A 16,779-nucleotide genomic window follows, 5' to 3' on the forward strand; every position below is an offset into this window, starting at 1 on the left:
GACAGCTCCACTCCACAACCGGAGGCCTTCACCCGTCCAGAGTCAGATCAACTCGTCACACCACCTCGACCAACCTCCCTGGACAGCACACCTAGGCCGCCCCGGACCTCGGTCTCCTGACCGAAGAAGTCGCCGGTCAGCATCGGCATGGCCGTCGCGATGGCGGCGCGGGTCTCGGGGAGCTTGAGTGAGTCGTCGTGGTGCTGCTTCGACTCCCAGACCTCGCTCACCCAGATCGTGACGTCGTCGGTGGTGGCGGCGCTGACCAGGTACAGGTGGCAGCCGGCCGCCCGCAGGCCGTCGGCGCCGCCCACGAGCAGGTCGATGACCTCGTCGCGGCGACCGGGCTGGGTCTTCATCGAGGCGATGTATCCGTACGGCATTCCCGCATCCTCACACGTCGGGAAGAGCACGGCCGTGGCGGGTACGCTCCCGGACGAGGCGATGATCATTTGACCGGCGCGCCAACGCCGAGATCGGCAGTGCGCTCTTCCTCAGTCCCCGGACCGTGGCATGGCATCTGCGCGAGGTCTTCGCCAAGCTCGGCGTCACGTCACGTCGCGCCGGGAGCCGGCTTCCGCCCTTCCCTGATCCGGGCCTCGGTCGGCGCGAGGGCCGCGGTCAGCGTACGGGCCGTGTCGATCAGCGGGACGTGGCTGAACGCCTGCGGGAAGTTGCCGACCAGGCGGCCGGCCTCCGTGTCGTACTCCTCGGAGAGCAGGCCCACGTCGTTGCGCAACGCCAGCAGGCGGCTGAAGGTCTCCCGCGCCTGGTCCGCGCGGCCCATCAGCGCGTAGTTGTCGGCCAGCCAGAACGTGCAGGCCAGGAACGCGCCCTCGCCCGGCGGCAGGCCGTCCACGTCCGTGCCGGAATGCTGGGTGTAGCGCTGCACGAAGCCGTCGACCAGCAGGTTCTCCTCGATCGCGGCGACCGTGCCGATCACCCGCTCGTCGTCCGCCGGCAGGAAACCGACCAGCGGAACCATGAGCAACGCCGCGTCGAGCTCGACGGAGCCGTAGTACTGGGTGAAGGTCCGCCGTTTCTTGTCGTACCCCTTGGCCAGAATCTCGGCATGAATCTCGTCGCGGAGCTTCACCCAGCGCTTCAGCGGGCCGGGCAGGCCGAACTCCTGGACCGCCTTGACCGCCCGGTCGGCCGCCACCCAGGCCATCAGCTTGGAGTGCACGAACTGCTTGGGGCCGCCGCGCACCTCCCAGATGCCCTCGTCCGGGTCGCGCCAGTGCTGTTCGACGAATTCCATCAGCTTGCACTGCAGGCCCCACGCCGGGTCGTCGGCCTTCAGCCCGGCGCGGCGGCCCTGGTGCAGGGCGTCCATCACCTCGCCGTAGACGTCGAGCTGGAACTGCCCGGCGGCGGCGTTGCCGATCCGGACGGGATTGCCGTCGTAGCCGGTGAGCCACGTCGCCACGTACTCGTCGAGGCGGCGTTCACCGGCCACGCCGTACATGATCTGAAGCTCGGCCGGGTTGCCGGCGATGGCCCGCAGCAGCCATTTGCGCCAGGCCGTGGCCTCGCTCTGGAAACCCGAGAAGAGCAGGGATTGCAGCGTGATGGTGGCGTCCCGCAGCCAGCAGAACCGGTAGTCCCAGTTGCGGACGCCGCCCAGTTTCTCCGGCAGCGAGGTGGTCGCCGCGGCGACGATGCCGCCGGTCGGCGCGTACGTCAAAGCCTTCAGAGTCAGCAGCGAGCGGACGACGGCGTCGCGCCACTCGCCCTCGTAGGTGCACGCGGAGACCCAGCCCCGCCAGTACCCCTCGGTGACGCCGAGTTCTCTGACCGGGTCGACCGGCTCGGGTGGTGGCAGGTGCGAAGGCCGCCAGGTCAGTACGAACGGGACGGTCTCACCGGGCCCGACGGTGAACTCGGCCCGCGTGGCCATGTTCTCGCCGCGCGTCCGCACCGGCGTCCGCAGCCAGGCGGCGTCCGGGCCGGCGACCGCCACCAGGTCGCCCCGCTCCTGATAGACCCACGGGACGACCTGCCCGTAATCGAATCGCAGGCGCAGCACCATCGTCATGTCGACGCGCCCGCGGACGCCGGTGACGATCCGTACCACCGAAGGCGCCTCGGTGTCGCGGGGCGGCATGAAATCGGTCAGGCGCGCCACGCCGCCGGCGGTCTCGAACTCGGTCTCCAGCACGAGCGTCTCGCCGGCGTAGCGTCGCCGGACCGTGAACTCGCCCTCGGGGGCGATGCTCCAGTGCCCGTTCTCCTCGTCGCCCAGCAGCGCCGCGAAGATCGCCCCGGAGTCGAAACGCGGCACGCACAGCCAGTCGATGGTGCCGTCGCGGCCCACCAGCGCGGCGGTCTGCGTGTCGGCGATGATCGCGTAGTCCTCGATCGGCAGCGCCATGACGACATTGCTTACCCGCGTGCGGCGCCCGCCTACCATGGGCGCGATGACTTCCCTCGGACAGGCCGGCCGCGGCCTGGCGGCGGCGACCCTGGTCTCCCGCGTCGCCGGGTTCGCCCGGATCCTCGTGGTGGCCTCGGCCCTGGGGCTCGGCGGCCGGCTGCTCGACGCGTACAACGTCGCGGGGCCACTTCGCCGCCCCCGCGTGGGCTCCGCTGGCCAACAGCGTCCTCGTGATCGCCGTGGGACTGCTGTACCTGGCGGTACCCAGCCTGACCCTGCTGGCCGCCGGCACCACGGCCGGCGTCTTCGCCCAGATGGCGCGACGGCTTCCCGCTGCGCCCGCGGCTCGACCCGCGCGGCCTCGGCCTGCGCCGGATAGCCCGCCTCGGCGGCTGGGTGCTGCTGTCGGTGGCCGCCGCGCAGGTGCTCCTCGCCGTGGCCACCCGCGCCGCCTCCCTGAGCGGCGACGGCGGCGTCAGCGTCTACCAGAACGCCTCGGCGATCTTCCAGGTGCCGTACGCGGTGATCGCCCTCTCGGTGATGACCGCCATCCTGCCCCGCCTGTCGCGCCACGCCGCCCGCCACGACCTGCCCAGCGTCACCGACGACCTGTCCCGCGCCGTGCGCCTGGCCGTGGTCGTGATGGCCCCGATCGCGGCCGCCATGCTGCTGGGCTCGCGGATCGCCGCGCTGCTGTTCGCCCACGGCAACAGCTCCCCGGCCGCGGTCGACCAGCTGGGCCTGACGGTCGCCGCGTTCGGGGTGGCCCTGGTGCCGTTCACGGCGTACGCCATCCTCCAGCGCGGCTTCTACGCCCTGCAGGACACACGCACCCCGGCCCTGATCACCACCGGCGTCACCGCGGTCGGCGTCCTCGGCTGCCTGGTCGCCGGCGGGACGCTGCCGCCGGCCCGGGTCGTCGTCGCGATCCCGGTGGCGTACGCCCTCGCCTACACCTGCGGCCTGCTCGCCTCGGCCCTCATCCTGCGCCGCCGCCTGGGCCGCCTCGACGGCCACCGCCTGCTGCGCACCCACGCCAAGGTGGCCATCGCCACCGGCGCCGCCAGCATCGCGACCGCGTTGTTGACCGCGGCGGACCCGTTCGCGTGGACGATGGCCGCCGCGGTCCTGTTCCTGGCCGTGGCCAAACTGCTGCATCTGACCGAGATCCGCCAGCTGTACCGGTTGGCCGGCATGTCCTGGCTGCGCGCCTAGCAGTCCCGCCGTTCCCCTGCCGGTCGCTTGGTGTGATGGTTTGTGGCGCAGCGCTACCAGGTCGGACCGGCCGCCGGGTTACGCCTTTCACCTCGAGAAGCTGGCTTCCCGGGACGAGGAGCACTACAGGAATCGCTACGGGACGCCGCACGACGCGTACGAGCGGGTGATGCGGCTCGAGCGCCCTGCCCCGGTGGGCCCGCCCGGGCGGAGGGTTCGTGAACGGGCCTCAACGGTTTGTCAGGCTGAAGTGCATGTAGTCCTTGAGGCTGCGCCAATATCCGCCCCAGTGGTAGCCGTTCCACAGGAACGCTCGGGCCGCGCCCTCCGGGTGGAGCATGCCGACCTGGTACTGGTCGCGGTTCAGGTAGAAGGCGCTGTTGGCGGGGGAGACGCTGGTGCCCCTGATCATCGGGTTCTGGTACGGGTTGATGTCGATCGCCACGCCTGACGCGTGTTCGGAGAGGACCCTGGTGCCGCCCACGTTGCGGCAGCTGTAGGCGGCCGTCACCGTCGCCATGTTCTTCTGGGTGGGGTTGTTGACGCGCATCGGGGCCATGCCGGTGATCCGGAAACGCCAGTTGTACAGGGTGTGGAAGATGTTCTGGACGCGGCGGGCCGCGTCCACGCGGACCACGATGCTGCCGTCGTGGTGGACGCCGGCGAAATCGATGTAGGAGACCCAGACCTTGCGCAGGCTGGTCGGCAGGACCGGGCAGCGGCGCAGCGGGTTCCAGTTCACCATGCCCGGCGACACCGGCTCGATGTGGCTGCGCCACGGTGGGAGCAGGACCTTCGGCGGGTTGAGGCGCATCACCCCGTCCACCTGGACCGTGGTGTCCGGCGGCAGCTGGTTCCACCGGGCCAGGGTGGCCTTCGAGTGGCCGTACATCCGGGCGATGCTCGCCAGGGTGTCGCCGGGGCGGACCACGTGCCAGAGCGGGGACGCGGCGGCCGGCCGCACGTAAACGGTGAGGACGGCGGCGCACGTGAAGGCGACGAGGGCGGCCAGGGATCTCTTCAGCACGGTTTCCGACCGTACGAAGAGATCCCGGCGAGCCGCAGCGAAACGCGAAAAAATGTCAGGCCAAGGCGACGGGGCTGGGGGCCAGCGTGACCCGGACCGGCGCGCCCGCCGGCAGGGTGGCCAGGCGGTCGCTGGCGATCTGGGCCACCACCAGGACCTCGCCCACGGCGACCGTGACCTTGCTGATCGGGCCCAGGAAGCTCGTGGTCACCACCCGGCCCTCGCCCTCGTCGTGGGGTTCGACGGTGACCGATTCGGGGCGCACCAGGGCGGTGGCCTCCGCGGAGGCCGACGGGGCGATCAGCGGCAGCCGGTGGCCCAGGACCTCGATGTGCTCGCCGGCGACCGTACCGGGAAGGCGGTTGGACAGGCCGACGAACTCGGCCACGAAGGCCGAGGCGGGCGCCTGGTAGATCTCGGCCGGTGTGGCCAGCTGCTCGAGCCGGCCGGCGCGCATGACGCCGACCCGGTCCGCCACCGCCAGCGCCTCCTCCTGGTCGTGGGTGACGAACAGGGTGGTCGTGCCGATCTCGGTCTGGATGCGGCGGATCTCGTCGCGCAGCTGCACGCGGACCTTCGCGTCCAGGGCGGACAGCGGCTCGTCCAGCAGCAGCACGCTCGGTTCGATGGCCAGGGCGCGGGCCAGCGCGACCCGTTGCTGCTGGCCGCCGGACATCTGGTGCGGGAAACGGTTCTCGAAACCGGTCAGCCCGACCAGGTCCAGCATGTCGCCGGCCCGGTTGGCGGGGGCCTTGCGGCCGCGCAATTTCAGGCCGAACTTCACGTTGTCCAGGGCCGACAGGTGCGGGAAGAGGCTGTACGCCTGGAACACCATGCCCATGTCGCGCTTGTTGGCCGGCAGCGCGGTGACGTCCTTGCCGCCCACGAGGACTTCGCCGCTGTCGGCGTCCTCGAGGCCGGCCAGCACCCGCAGGGCGGTGGTCTTGCCGCAGCCGGACGGGCCGAGCAGCGCGATGAACTCACCCGGCGCGATCGACAGGTCCAGGTTGTCCAGGGCGTGCACGGACCCGAACGTCCGGCGCAGACCCTTCAGATGTACGGCGACGCCGGTCATGACGTGGATTCCTTACGCGACTTTCGGCGCTCGCCGAAGAGGGACAGCAGCAGGAGCAGGACGAAGGCCAGCAGCAGGGCGGTCAGCGACACCGCGACCGACATGGTCGCGCTGCTCTTGCCGAGGAACGCGATGGCGACCTGGAGGTTGGTCCGGTTGAGCAGCGACGCGATGGTGTACTCGCCGAGCACCAGCGCCACCGTCAGGAACGCGGCCGACAGCACCGCCGAGCGGATGTTCGGCAGCACGACCTTGCCCATCACGGTGGCCCAGCCCGAGCCCATGCTCCGGGCCGCCTCGGCCAGGGTCTTCACGTCGATGGCGGACAGGCCCGCGTCGATCGCGCGATAGGCATAGGGCAGGACGAGAATGGTGTACGCGAACACGAGCGTCACCGAGGAGCCGCCCAGGAAGTAGTTCACCCAGGCGTAGACCGGCGCCAGCCCGACGACCAGCACGATGGCCGGAATCGTCAGCGGCAGCAGGCACAGGAACTCGACCAGCCGGCGCAGACGGGGCAGCCGGAGCCGTACCCACACCGCGGTCGGTACCAGCAGAACCAGCATCAGCACCGCGGTCAGCGCCGCCTGCAGCAGCGACGCGACGATGCCGTCGGACAGGTCCGGATAGGTCTCGCTCAGCCGGGGCCAGTCGACCAGCAGCGACCACGTGTTCGCGTCCCGGGTGGAGAACTCCACCATCGCGACCAGCGGGAGCAGGAAGAAGACTCCCAGGACGGCCAGCACGGCCCAGCGGAACACGCGCTGCTTGCGGGCGCGCCGCGCGATCACCCCAGCCATTTCGCCGTCCTCTTCTGCAGCAGGGCGTACAGGCCCATCACGACCGACACCACGATCACCATGCCGAGCGCCATGGCCTTGCCGACGTTGGCCTGCCCGAGGATGACCTCGCTGGTCAGGGCGCTGCGGATCTGGAGCGGGACGATCGGGTTGCCCTGGCTGACCAGGGCGGCCGCGGTGGCGTACGCGGAAAACGCGTTGGCGAACAGCAGCAGCGTGGAACCGAGGAACGCCGGGCCCAGCAGCGGGCCCGCGACCTTGATCCAGTACTGCCAGGTGGTGCCGCCCAGGCTCTCGGTCGCCTCACGCCACTGCGGGCGGATGCCGTCGAGCGCGGGCAGGAAGACGATCACCATGAGCGGGATCTGGAAGTACGTGTAGACCAGCGTCAGTCCCGGCAGTTCGAACAGCCACACGCCGCCGGAGTAGATGTCGATCCCGTGGTCCTGGAGGAACACGGTGACGAAGCCGGACAGGCCGATGGTGGCCAGGAAGGCGAAGGCCAGGGTGACGCCGCCGAACTGGGCGAGCACGCCGGCGGCGGCGGTCACCACGCGGCGCAGGATGCCGTCGGGACGGGCGGTGACCAGGGCGTACGCCAGGACGGCGCCGAGCACGGCGCCCACGACGGCGCTGATCGCCGACAGCGCGATGCTGCGGCCGAAGGCGTCCAGGATGTACTCGTTGCCCAGCGCCTTGATGTTCTCGAGAGTGGCCCCGCCGTCGTTGCTCGCGAACGCGCCGATCACCACGACCAGGGTGGGGATGATCAGGAAGACGGCCACGTAGGCGAAGAACGGGAGCGTGCCCAGCAGGGCGGTGCCCCGCAGGCGCGGCCGGGTGGCCACGCGCTGCGGAGCGGCCGCGACGACCTCAGCCAATGGCCTTGGCCCAGCTCGCGGTGAGGGCTTCCTTGGCCTTGGTGTTCTGCGCCTCGGTCGGGATCACCGGGGTGCCCTCGATCGTGGGGAGCGCGTCGTACAGGGTCTTGTCGATCGTGCCGGCCTTCTGCATGGCCTCGGCGCGCACCGGGCGGGCGCCGCCCTTGAGCCACAGGTTCTGGCCCTGGTCGCTGTAGAGGAACTCCTGCCACAGGCGCGCGGCGGCCGGGTGCGGGGCGTCCTTGTTGATGGCCTGCACGTAGTAGGAGCCGAGGACGGCGCCGTTCGGCACGAAGGTCTTCCAGGTCTTGGTCTTGGCGGCCTGGGCGGCGTTCAGGTAGTCCCAGTCGAACACGACAGGGGTCTGGCCCGCCTCGATGGTGGCCGGGGTCGGGTCGACCGGCAGGAAGTTGCCGGCCTTCTTCAGCTTTCCGAAGAAGTCGACGCCGGGGGCGATGTCGTCGGCCGAGCCGCCGTCGGCCAGGGCGGCCATCTGCACGCCGCCGAAGGCGGAACCGGCCTGGGTCGGGTCGCCGTTGAGCGCGACCTTGCCCTTGTACTCCGGCTTGAGCAGGTCGGCCACGCTGGTCGGGGCGGGGACCTTGGCGCTGTCGTAGCCGATCGACATGTAGCCGCCGTAGTCGTTGGTCCAGGCGCCGTTCGCGTCCTTGAGGCTGTCCGGTACGTCGGCCCAGGTGCTGACCTTGTACGGGGCGAACAGCGCGGTGTTGGCCGAGGCGACCGAGCCGCCGAGGTCGAACACGTCGGGCGCCTTGTCCTGGCCCTTGAGCTGCTTGGCCGCGTTGATCTCGTCCTGGCTGGCCGCGTCGGGCTGGGCCGAGTTGACCTTGATGCCGTACTTGTCGCCGAACGCCTTGATGATCTCGCCGTAGTTGGCCCAGTCCGGCGGCAGCGCGATGACGTTGAGCGCGCCCTCCTTCTTGGCCGCGTCGACCAGGGCGTCCATTCCGCCGAGGTCGGCGGCGCTGGCCGCGGACGCCGCGCTGCTCGACTTGGCCTCGCTCTCCTTCTCCGGCGGCGAGCAGGCCGCGATCGCGGCAATCGTGGTGGCCGCCAGCGTGACAGCGACCGAGCGCTTGAATGTACGCACCGTTTTCCCTCTCTGGGCGCACCGTGCCGGTGCGCGCCGGGTGATCATGAGAGGGGTTGATGAACGGGCGGGAACGATCAAGCGCCCGGCCGACGATCAGAATTTGAAGGTGCTCACCAGCTGGCGGAGCTCGTCGGCGGTCCGCGCGACCTCGCCCGAGGCGTGCCGGGTCTGCTCGACACCCTGCACCGACGCGGCGCTGGCGGCCGAGACGTCCGAGATGTTGGCGGCGATCCGCGAGGAGCCGTTGGCGACCTCGGCGATGCTGCGGCTCATCTCGCCGGTGGTGGCGGTCTGCTCCTCGACGGCCGAGGCGATGGTGGTCTGGAAGTCGTTGATCTGCGCGATGACCTCGGAGATCCGGGAGATGACCTCGACCGCGCCGCTGGTGTCCTGCTGGATGGCGGCGACCCGGGCGCCGATGTCCTCGGTGGCCTTGGCGGTCTCCTGGGCCAGGTCCTTGACCTCGGAGGCGACCACGGCGAAGCCCTTGCCGGCCTCGCCGGCGCGGGCGGCCTCGATGGTGGCGTTCAGCGCGAGCAGGTTGGTCTGCTCGGCGATCGAGGTGATCAGCTTGATGACGTTGCCGATCTCGGCCGACGAGTCGCCGAGCTGGCGCACGGTCTCGGTGGCGCGGGCGGCCTCGCTCACGGCGACGGCGGCGATCTGCGCCGACTCGCTGGTGTTGCGGGAGATCTCGCGGATGGCCAGGCCCATCTCGTCCGAGCCGGCCGAGACGGTCTGCACGTTGCGGGAGATCTCCTCGGCCTCGGCGGCGGCCGACGAGGACTGCGCGCTGGTGTCGCCGGCCGCGTCGGCGATGGTGCCGGAGATCGCGGAGAGCTCGGCCGACGCGCCGGCCAGCTTGTCGGCGTCCGTGGCCACGGTCTCCAGCGAGACCCGGAACTTCTCGAGGGCGCCGTCGAGGTTGGCCGCCATCACGCCCAGCTCGTCGCGGCTGGTGATGCCGCTGCGCTTGGTCAGGTCGCCGTGGGCGAGGGCGTCGGCCACCTCGCCGAGCTGGCGGACCGGCTTGAGGATCGAGCGGACCAGCGGGATCGCGAGACCGATGAGCAGGATCAGGCCGCCCGCGGCGACGAGGAGGGCGAGCAGCTGGGTCGATTCTTTGGTGTCGGCCATGTCGGAGCGCTCCTGGCCGGCCGCCGCCGTGACCTTGTCCACCAGCGCGCCGAGGGCGTCGTCGGTGGTGCCGTTACGCTCGGCGATCTCCCCGATGCGCGATTTCACCGCGGCCGGGTTCGCAACCGCGTCGGCGACGAAGGACTCGATGAAGTCGGAGAAGTCCGAGAAATCGGACTGTGACGATTTGAAGGTGGCCAGCAGGTCGGCCGGCAGGCCGGAGGCGAGTACCGCCGCCTGGGCGTCCAGCGACGACTGGATGTCGTCCTTCGTGTCGGCGGAGGTGTCGATGCCGAGGGCGGCCCGGTACGCGTCCGCCTTGAGCTCGCTCTGGCGCGTGTCCAGGTGGTTCAGGGCGCCCAGCCCCGCCTCGAGGCCGGTGACGCGGTCGCTCTGGCCGGACAGGCTGTTCTCGCCGGCCAGGGTGAGCCCGGCCAGGGCGCTCATCAGCACCGCGCCGGTTCCGACGATCAGTCCCAGCCTCTTGGCGACGCCGATGTCCTGAAGTTTGCGCATGTGCCCTCCGAGCTCCCGATGTTGCCCGGAAGATCGGCTGCCCCGAAACGGACATGAGATCTATCGGGATGCTTTCTCCCGATACATCGCAGCGTCCGCCCGAATAGACAATTCGGAAAAGTCGGACAGATCCGCGGCCGTACGGGTGGCCGCTCCGATGCTGACGCCCACGCTCACGACCTGACCGTGCACGGTGATCGGCTCCCGGATCGCGGCCCGGAGCCGCCCGGCCAGGCCGTCCGCCTCGGCCAGGGTGGCGTCGGGCAGCACGACCATGAACTCGTCGCCGCCGAGCCGCCCGGCGAGATCGCCCGCGCGCAGGTGGGATCTCAGCCGCGCGCCCACCACGCGGAGCAGTCGTCGCCGGCCGCGTGCCCGAGCGTGTCGTTCACCGCCTTGAACCCGTTGAGGTCGAGCAGCAGCACGGCCATCGCCCGCCCGTCCAGTCCGGCCGCGTACGTGGTCAGCCGCTGCCGGTTGGGCAGCCCGGTGAGCGAGTCGTGGGTGGCCTGGTGGTCGAGTTGCCGGCGGATCGCCTGCAGTTGCCTGACCTGCCGCCCGTACGCGGTGGCCAGCGTCCCGCCGAGCGCGGCGATGAGCAGGTTGAGCAGGATCGCCATGGTCACGTCGCCCTCGTGGAACGATTGCTCGCCGTACCGGGCGGCCGCGAAGATCAGGATCAGGCTGGTGGCCAGCCAGGCGGCCAGCGCGCCGGGCAGGCGCCGGCGCAGCGCCGCCACCAGCACCGGCAACGCCAGCAGGGGCCAGGTGGTCTGCATGCTGTACGCCTGTACGCCGACGACGATCCCGCCGATCGCGATCACGTCGCACACGGTCTGCACGGTGCCGAGCGCGCCGTACCACCGATCGCCCGGCCGGTGGGAGTTGACAGCGGCGAGCACGTTCGCGAGCAGCATCAGCACGATGCCGGTGACACAGGAGAGTCGCATCGCCGGGTGCGCGTGCGCCTCCGGCGGTAGCCCCGACCGGCCGGACAGGAACGCCGCCGTCGCCACCACGCCGGCCACCCGGGCCAGGAAGGCACTGGCCTCGACGGTGCGCCGCCGCTGCCAGGCGGAGTGGTCCGTGGTCGCGTTCATTGGCCGCTGAATCGGCCGCCGCGCCGCACCCCTGAGCGATCACCGAAAGGTCATAGCGTTCCCGTCCAGCCCCGAAGAACATCGGCGACGGTCACGGCCGTCTCGGGCGCCGGATCCTTCGCGGCCGTACGCGAGAAGCGCGGCGCCGGCGCCGGCTGGCGGATCCCGTCGACCTCGACGAAGGCGCCCCGCGCCACATGGTGCGGATGATCCGGCGCCTCGAACGGCGACAGCACCGGCGCCACGCAGGCGTCCGAGTCGGCGAAGGCGGCCGCCCACTCGTCCCGGGTCCGCGAGGCGAACACCGACGCGAACCGCTCCCGGAGCACCGGCCAGCCCGACTTGTCGTACTGATCGGGCAGACCGGACGAGGACAGCCCGAGCCCGTCGAGCAGCGCCTGGTAGAAGGCCGGTTCAAGGGCGCCGACGGCCATGAACCCGCCGTCGGCCGTCTCGTACGTGTCGTAGAAGGGCGCGCCGCCGTCGAGCAGGTTCTCGCCGCGCGCCGTTCCCCACTGCCCGATCGCGGCCAGGCCGTGCACGAACGTCATGAGCAGCGCCGACCCGTCCACCATGGCGGCGTCGACGACCTGGCCCCGCCCCGACCGCGACCGCTCGAGCAGGGCGGAGAGCACCCCGACGGCCAGCAGCATGCCACCGCCGGCGAAATCCCCGAGCAGGTTGACCGGCGCGTGCGGCCGCTCACCGGCCCGCCCGAGCGGTTCGAGCGCACCGGCGACCGCGATGTAGTCGATGTCGTGCCCCGCCCGCGCGGCCAGCGGCCCGTCCTGCCCCCAGCCGGTCATCCGCGCGTACACCAGCCGGGGGTTGACCCGCTCCAGGGCGTCCGGCCCGAAGCCGAGCCGCTCGGCCACGCCCGGCCGGAACCCCTCGACGAACACGTCGGCCGGCTCGACCAGGCGCGTCAGCGCGGCCACCCCGTCCGGCGACTTGAGGTCGAGCTCAACCGTCCGCCGCCCACGCCCGAGCGGCCCCGGCGGCGGAAACTGCCCGCCGGGCCGGTCGACGCGCACGACATCCGCCCCGAGGTCGGCCAGCATCATGCACCCGAACGGCCCCGGCGCCAGCCCCGCCAGCTCGACCACCCGCACACCCTCCAGCGGCCCGCTCACGCCGCGCCCGGGGTGAACCTGTCGCCGTAGCGCTTGGCCAGTTCGGTGGCGCGGGCGCGGAAGTCCTCGTGCTGGTGGGCGAAGCGCAGGACGCCGCCGGTCCAGGCCGGGTAGCCGATGCCGAGGATCGAGCCGACGTTGCCGTCCTCCTCGGTGCGCAGCACGCCCTCGGCCAGGCACTTCTGCGCGTCCAGCGTCTCCGCGAACAGGAACCGGTCTTGCAGGTCCGCCACCGGCACGGCCCGGCCCTCGGCGGTGGCCAGGCTCGCGAGCCCGGGCCACAGGCCGGCGCGCTTGCCGTTCTCGTACTCGTAGAAGCCCTGCCCGGCCGCGCGCCCGGGCCGGCCGTGCTCGTCCACCATCGTGTCGACCAGCTCGTGCGACGGCAGCCGCTCGAACGCGTCGTCGGCGGCCGCCTCGAACTGGCGCCGGATCCGCTGGACCAGCGACAGGCTGACCTCGTCGGCCAGCGCGAGCGGCCCGGTCGGGTAGCCGGCCCGCAGCGCCGCGTGCTCGATCGAGGCCGCCGGGACGCCCTCGGCCAGCATGCCGATCGCCTCGTCGATGAACTTGCCGATGACCCGGCTGGTGAAGAAGCCCCGCCCGTCGTTGACCACGATCGGCGTCTTGGCGATGCGCCGGCCCAGGTCGAAGGCGCGGGCCACCGCCTCGTCGCCGGTCTTCTCGCCGACCACGATCTCCAGCAGCGGCATCTTGCCGACGGGGGAGAAGAAGTGCATGCCGATGAAGTCGGCCGGCCGGGACACGCCCTCGGCCAGCCCGGTGATCGGCAGCGTCGACGTGTTCGAGGCGAGCAGCGCGCCCGGGGCCAGCACCGGTTCGACCTCGGCGAAGACCGCGTGCTTGAGCTCGGGGTCCTCGAAGACCGCCTCGATCACCACGTCGCAGCCGGCGAGGTCGTCGACCCGGGCCGTGGTGGTGATGCGGGCCAGCACGGAGGGGTCGCCGTCCTGCTTGGCGCGGGCCGCGGCTTGTTCGCTGACGTCCTTGACGACCACCTCGAGACCGGCCCGGGCGCACGCGTACGCGATGCCCGCGCCCATCATGCCGGCGCCGAGCACCGCCACCTTGGCCGCCGGGGGAACCTCGACGCCGGGCCGGGCCAGGCCGCCGTTGATCGCCCGCATGTCGAAGAAGAGCGCGCCGATCATGTTCTTGGCGATCTGCCCGGTGAGCAGCGTGATCAGATGCCGGGTCTCGATGACCTGCGCGGTCTCGAAGTCGACCTGGGCGCCCTCGACAGCAGTCTCCAGGATCTTCTCCGGCGCCGGCAGCGACGCGCCCTTGAGCTGCTTGCGCAGGGTGGCCGAGAAGGCCGGGAGCTGCGCGGCGAGCTTGGGAGTCGACGGCGAGCCGCCGGGGATCCGGTAGCCCTCGCGGTCCCACGGCTGCCGCGCGCCGGGGTTGGCCGCGATCCAGGCGCGGGCCTTCTCGAGCATGTCCTCCGGCGTGGCCGCGATGTCGTCGACCAGGCCGTTGTCGCGGGCGTCGGCCGGCTTGTAGCGACGGCCGGTGAGCAGCCAGTTCATTAGCGCGGGGGCCAGGCCGAGCATGCGGACCGTCCGGGTGACGCCACCCGCGCCCGGCAGCAGGCCGAGCGTGACCTCGGGGAAGCCGAGCCGGGTGCCTTGGGCGTCCAGCGCGACGCGGTGGTGACAGGCCAGCGCGATCTCCAGGCCGCCGCCGAGCGCGGCGCCGTTGACCGCGGCCACGACCGGCCGGCCGTACGTCTCCAGCCGGCGCAGGTCGCGCTTGATCGTGCCGAGGAGCTCGAAGAGGGCGGGTGCGTCCTCCCGGCGGGCCTGGATCATCGAGGGCAGGTCGCCGCCGGCGAAGAACGTGCTCTTCGCGCTGGTGACGATGACGCCGGTGACCTGGTCGCGCTCGGCCTCGAGCCGGTCCAGGGTGGCGCTCATCGCGTCGACGTACCGCTGGTTCATGGTGTTCGCGGACTGGTCCGGGTCGTTGAGGGTCAGGGTGACCACGCCGGAGTCGTCCCGCTGATATTCGATCATCACAGCCTCTCGATGACGGTCGCGACGCCCATGCCGCCGCCGATGCAGAGCGTGACCACGGCCCGGCGCTGGTCGCGCCGTTCGAGCTCGTCGAGCGCGGTGCCGAGCAGCATCGCGCCGGTCGCGCCGAGCGGATGGCCGAGGGCGATGGCGCCGCCGTTGACGTTGACCGTGTCGGGGTCGAGCTCCAGGTCGCGCTGGTATTTCAGCACCACCGACGCGAACGCCTCGTTGATCTCGAAGAGATCCACATCCGATGTGCTCAGACCGGCGGTGCGCAGGGCCTTCCGGGTCGCGGGGATGGGCCCGGTGAGCATGATCGTCGGATCCGAGCCCGTCACGGCGGCCGCGGAGATGCGGGCGCGCGGGGTGAGGCCGAGTGAACGCCCGATTTCTTCGGATCCGATCACCACCAGCGCGGCCCCGTCCACGATGCCGGAGGAGTTGCCCGCGTGGTGGACGTGGTTGATCCGCTCGACCCAGTGGTATTTGCGCAAAGCGACCGCGTCGAACCCGGCCGCGGCGCCGATCGCGGCGAACGACGGCTTGAGCCGGCCCAGGGCCTCCCGGGTCGTCTCGGGGCGCGGATGCTCGTCGGCGGTGAGCACGTCGAGGCCGTTCTCGTCGCGGACCGGCACGATCGACCGCGCGAAGTGCCCGCCCGCAATCGCCTTGGCCGCGCGGTCCTGCGAACGCAGCGCGTAACCGTCGACGTCGTCGCGGCCGAAGCCCTCGATCGTGGCGATCAGGTCGGCGCTCACTCCCTGCGGCACGAAGTCGGTCGCCAGCGCCGTCTCGGGGTCGAGGAACCAGGCGCCGCCGTCGGAGCCCATCGGGTTGCGCGACATCGACTCGACGCCGCCGGCCAGGATCAGCTGGTCCCAGCCGCTGCGCACACGGGCGGCGGCCTGGTTGACCGCCTCCAGGCCGGAGGCGCAGAAGCGGTTGAGCTGCACGCCGGCGGCCGTGTCGGGCAGTCCGGCCAGCAGCGCCGCGGCGCGGGGCAGGTCGCCACCCTGCTCGCCGACCGGGGTCACGATGCCCATCACGATGTCGTCGATGCGGGCCGGGTCGAGGCCGGGGTTGCGCTCGCGCAGGGCGTCGATCAGGCCGGTGACCAGCGAGATCGGCTTCACCCCGTGCAGCGCGCCGTTGCTTTTGCCTCGTCCGCGCGGCGTGCGCACCGCGTCGTACACATAAGCCTCAGAGGACACGGGCGATCAGCTCCTTCATGATCTCGTTGGTGCCACCGTAGATCTTCTGCACGCGCGCGTCGGCGTACATGCGCGCGATGGGGTATTCGGTCGTGTAGCCGTACCCGCCGAAGATCTGCAGGCAGCGGTCGACGACCTCGCACTGGCCCTCGGTGAGCCAGTATTTCGCCATGGCGGCGGTCGCCACGTCGAGCTCGCCCCGGACGTGCCGCTCGATGCAGTCGTCCAGGAAGATCCGGGCCACCCGGGTCCGCGTGGCGCACTCGGCCAGCACCATGCGCGTGTTCTGATGCCCGATCAGCGGCTTGCCGAAGGCCTTGCGCTCCTTGGCGTACGCGGTGGCCAGCTCCACGGCCCGCTGCATGACGGCCACGGCGCCGACCCCGATGACCAGCCGTTCCTGCGGGAGCTGGGCCATCATCTGGAAGAAGCCGCCGCCCTCGCCGCCGAGCAGGTTGGCCGTGGGCACCCGGTACTCGTCGAAGAACAGCTCGGCGGTGTCGTTCGCGTGCAGGCCGATCTTGTCGAGCAGGCGGCCCCGGCGGAAACCGGGCGCGCCGTCCTCGAGCTCGCAGACGATCAGGCTGATGCCGCCGGCCCCCTGGGTGGTGTCGGTCTTGACGGCGAGGATCAGCAGGTCGGCCAGGCCGCCGTTGGTGATGAACGTCTTGGCGCCCGTGACGACGTACTCGTCGCCGTCCTGGACCGCCCTGGTGCGGATGGCCTGCAGGTCGGAGCCGCCGTCGGGCTCGGTCATGCCGATCGCGCCGACCAGCGAGCCGTCGCACAGGCCGGGCAGCCAGCGCCGTTTCTGCTCCTCGGTGCCGTACGCGGTGATGTAGCCGGTGACGATGCCGCTGTGCACGGCCAGGCCCAGGCTGCCCTCGCCGCTGAAGGTCTGCTCGGTGAGCAGCACGGCCTCGTGGGTGAAGTCGCCGCCGCCACCGCCGAACTCCTCCGGGACCGACAGGCCGAGAAGGCCGAGCTCACCCGCCTGGCGATAGTGCTCACGGTCGGGATGGCCCTGCGCTTCGAGACGTGCAGCGTGGGGCACGACCTCCTTGGTGAAGAAGGCGCGGGCCAGCTCGGCGAGGTCCTCGTGCTCCGGTTTGAGCCACGCCGGGGTGTATCCGTCCAGTCCTGGGGTCGGCATG

12 protein-coding genes and 2 pseudogenes are annotated in these 16,779 nt (G+C 71.3%); 1 reads left to right on the forward strand and 13 read right to left on the reverse strand.

Features of this window, described 5'->3' with window-relative positions:
• Window positions 1-47: 47 nt before the first annotated feature.
• Together ACGFJ7_RS10765 and ACGFJ7_RS10770 are read right to left on the reverse strand one after the other, a co-directional pair.
• Complete coding sequence (locus ACGFJ7_RS10765) at window positions 48-383, reverse strand: putative quinol monooxygenase (RefSeq protein WP_392642001.1); 336 nt, start codon at window positions 381-383, stop codon at window positions 48-50.
• 170 nt (window positions 384-553) lie between these two features.
• Window positions 554-2,374, reverse strand: a complete 1,821-nt coding sequence (locus ACGFJ7_RS10770) for a glycoside hydrolase family 15 protein (RefSeq protein ID WP_360249730.1) — start codon at window positions 2,372-2,374, stop codon at window positions 554-556.
• A 182-nt stretch (window positions 2,375-2,556) separates the two neighbouring features.
• Here ACGFJ7_RS10770 and murJ point away from each other — a divergent pair.
• Window positions 2,557-3,592, forward strand: a pseudogene (gene murJ / locus ACGFJ7_RS10775) (murein biosynthesis integral membrane protein MurJ); the annotation flags it as partial.
• A 229-nt stretch (window positions 3,593-3,821) separates the two neighbouring features.
• Here murJ and ACGFJ7_RS10780 read toward each other — a convergent pair.
• The 11 genes and pseudogenes from ACGFJ7_RS10780 to ACGFJ7_RS10830 form a co-directional block, all read right to left on the reverse strand.
• Window positions 3,822-4,619 (reverse strand): M15 family metallopeptidase, encoded by a 798-nt coding sequence (locus ACGFJ7_RS10780; RefSeq protein WP_392642003.1) that lies wholly within the window; start codon window positions 4,617-4,619, stop codon window positions 3,822-3,824.
• Between the two features lie 55 nt (window positions 4,620-4,674).
• Window positions 4,675-5,694 (reverse strand): ABC transporter ATP-binding protein, encoded by a 1,020-nt coding sequence (locus ACGFJ7_RS10785; RefSeq protein ID WP_360249724.1) that lies wholly within the window; start codon window positions 5,692-5,694, stop codon window positions 4,675-4,677.
• Window positions 5,691-6,494, reverse strand: a complete 804-nt coding sequence (locus tag ACGFJ7_RS10790) for an ABC transporter permease subunit (RefSeq protein ID WP_360249720.1) — start codon at window positions 6,492-6,494, stop codon at window positions 5,691-5,693. The genes ACGFJ7_RS10785 and ACGFJ7_RS10790 overlap by 4 nt, the downstream gene beginning before the upstream one ends.
• Complete coding sequence (locus ACGFJ7_RS10795; RefSeq protein ID WP_392642006.1) at window positions 6,482-7,375, reverse strand: ABC transporter permease; 894 nt, start codon at window positions 7,373-7,375, stop codon at window positions 6,482-6,484. The genes ACGFJ7_RS10790 and ACGFJ7_RS10795 overlap by 13 nt, the downstream gene beginning before the upstream one ends.
• Complete coding sequence (locus ACGFJ7_RS10800) at window positions 7,368-8,486, reverse strand: ABC transporter substrate-binding protein (RefSeq protein ID WP_360249714.1); 1,119 nt, start codon at window positions 8,484-8,486, stop codon at window positions 7,368-7,370. The genes ACGFJ7_RS10795 and ACGFJ7_RS10800 overlap by 8 nt, the downstream gene beginning before the upstream one ends.
• 96 nt (window positions 8,487-8,582) lie before the next feature.
• Window positions 8,583-10,142: a methyl-accepting chemotaxis protein gene (locus tag ACGFJ7_RS10805; protein ID WP_360249711.1), complete on the reverse strand. Its 1,560-nt coding sequence runs from the start codon at window positions 10,140-10,142 to the stop codon at window positions 8,583-8,585.
• A 60-nt stretch (window positions 10,143-10,202) separates the two neighbouring features.
• Window positions 10,203-11,242: pseudogene (locus ACGFJ7_RS10810) on the reverse strand (diguanylate cyclase).
• 50 nt (window positions 11,243-11,292) lie between these two features.
• Window positions 11,293-12,375 (reverse strand): CaiB/BaiF CoA-transferase family protein, encoded by a 1,083-nt coding sequence (locus tag ACGFJ7_RS10815; protein WP_360249708.1) that lies wholly within the window; start codon window positions 12,373-12,375, stop codon window positions 11,293-11,295.
• On the reverse strand, window positions 12,372-14,411 hold the full coding sequence (locus ACGFJ7_RS10820) for a 3-hydroxyacyl-CoA dehydrogenase NAD-binding domain-containing protein (RefSeq protein ID WP_360250015.1): 2,040 nt from the start codon (window positions 14,409-14,411) through the stop codon (window positions 12,372-12,374). The genes ACGFJ7_RS10815 and ACGFJ7_RS10820 overlap by 4 nt, the downstream gene beginning before the upstream one ends.
• Complete coding sequence (locus ACGFJ7_RS10825) at window positions 14,411-15,625, reverse strand: acetyl-CoA C-acetyltransferase (RefSeq protein WP_392642009.1); 1,215 nt, start codon at window positions 15,623-15,625, stop codon at window positions 14,411-14,413. The genes ACGFJ7_RS10820 and ACGFJ7_RS10825 overlap by 1 nt, the downstream gene beginning before the upstream one ends.
• Window positions 15,615-16,778, reverse strand: coding sequence for an acyl-CoA dehydrogenase family protein (locus tag ACGFJ7_RS10830; RefSeq protein WP_392642011.1), 1,164 nt, complete (start codon window positions 16,776-16,778; stop codon window positions 15,615-15,617). The genes ACGFJ7_RS10825 and ACGFJ7_RS10830 overlap by 11 nt, the downstream gene beginning before the upstream one ends.
• Window position 16,779 lies beyond the last annotated feature (1 nt).

It is taken from the genome of Actinoplanes sp. NPDC048988, assembly GCF_043197815.1.
Lineage (GTDB): Bacteria > Actinomycetota > Actinomycetes > Mycobacteriales > Micromonosporaceae > Actinoplanes.

What these genes read in the sequence shown, in the direction of transcription:
- ACGFJ7_RS10765 (WP_392642001.1), bottom strand. Translation starts at nt 383, where the DNA reads ATGCCGTACGGATACATCGCCTCGATGAAGACCCAGCCCGGTCGCCGC.
- ACGFJ7_RS10770 (WP_360249730.1), bottom strand. Translation starts at nt 2,374, where the DNA reads ATGGCGCTGCCGATCGAGGACTACGCGATCATCGCCGACACGCAGACC.
- ACGFJ7_RS10785 (WP_360249724.1), bottom strand. Translation starts at nt 5,694, where the DNA reads ATGACCGGCGTCGCCGTACATCTGAAGGGTCTGCGCCGGACGTTCGGG.
- ACGFJ7_RS10790 (WP_360249720.1), bottom strand. Translation starts at nt 6,494, where the DNA reads ATGGCTGGGGTGATCGCGCGGCGCGCCCGCAAGCAGCGCGTGTTCCGC.
- ACGFJ7_RS10805 (WP_360249711.1), bottom strand. Translation starts at nt 10,142, where the DNA reads ATGCGCAAACTTCAGGACATCGGCGTCGCCAAGAGGCTGGGACTGATC.
- ACGFJ7_RS10820 (WP_360250015.1), bottom strand. Translation starts at nt 14,411, where the DNA reads ATGATCGAATATCAGCGGGACGACTCCGGCGTGGTCACCCTGACCCTC.
- ACGFJ7_RS10830 (WP_392642011.1), bottom strand. Translation starts at nt 16,778, where the DNA reads ATGCCGACCCCAGGACTGGACGGATACACCCCGGCGTGGCTCAAACCG.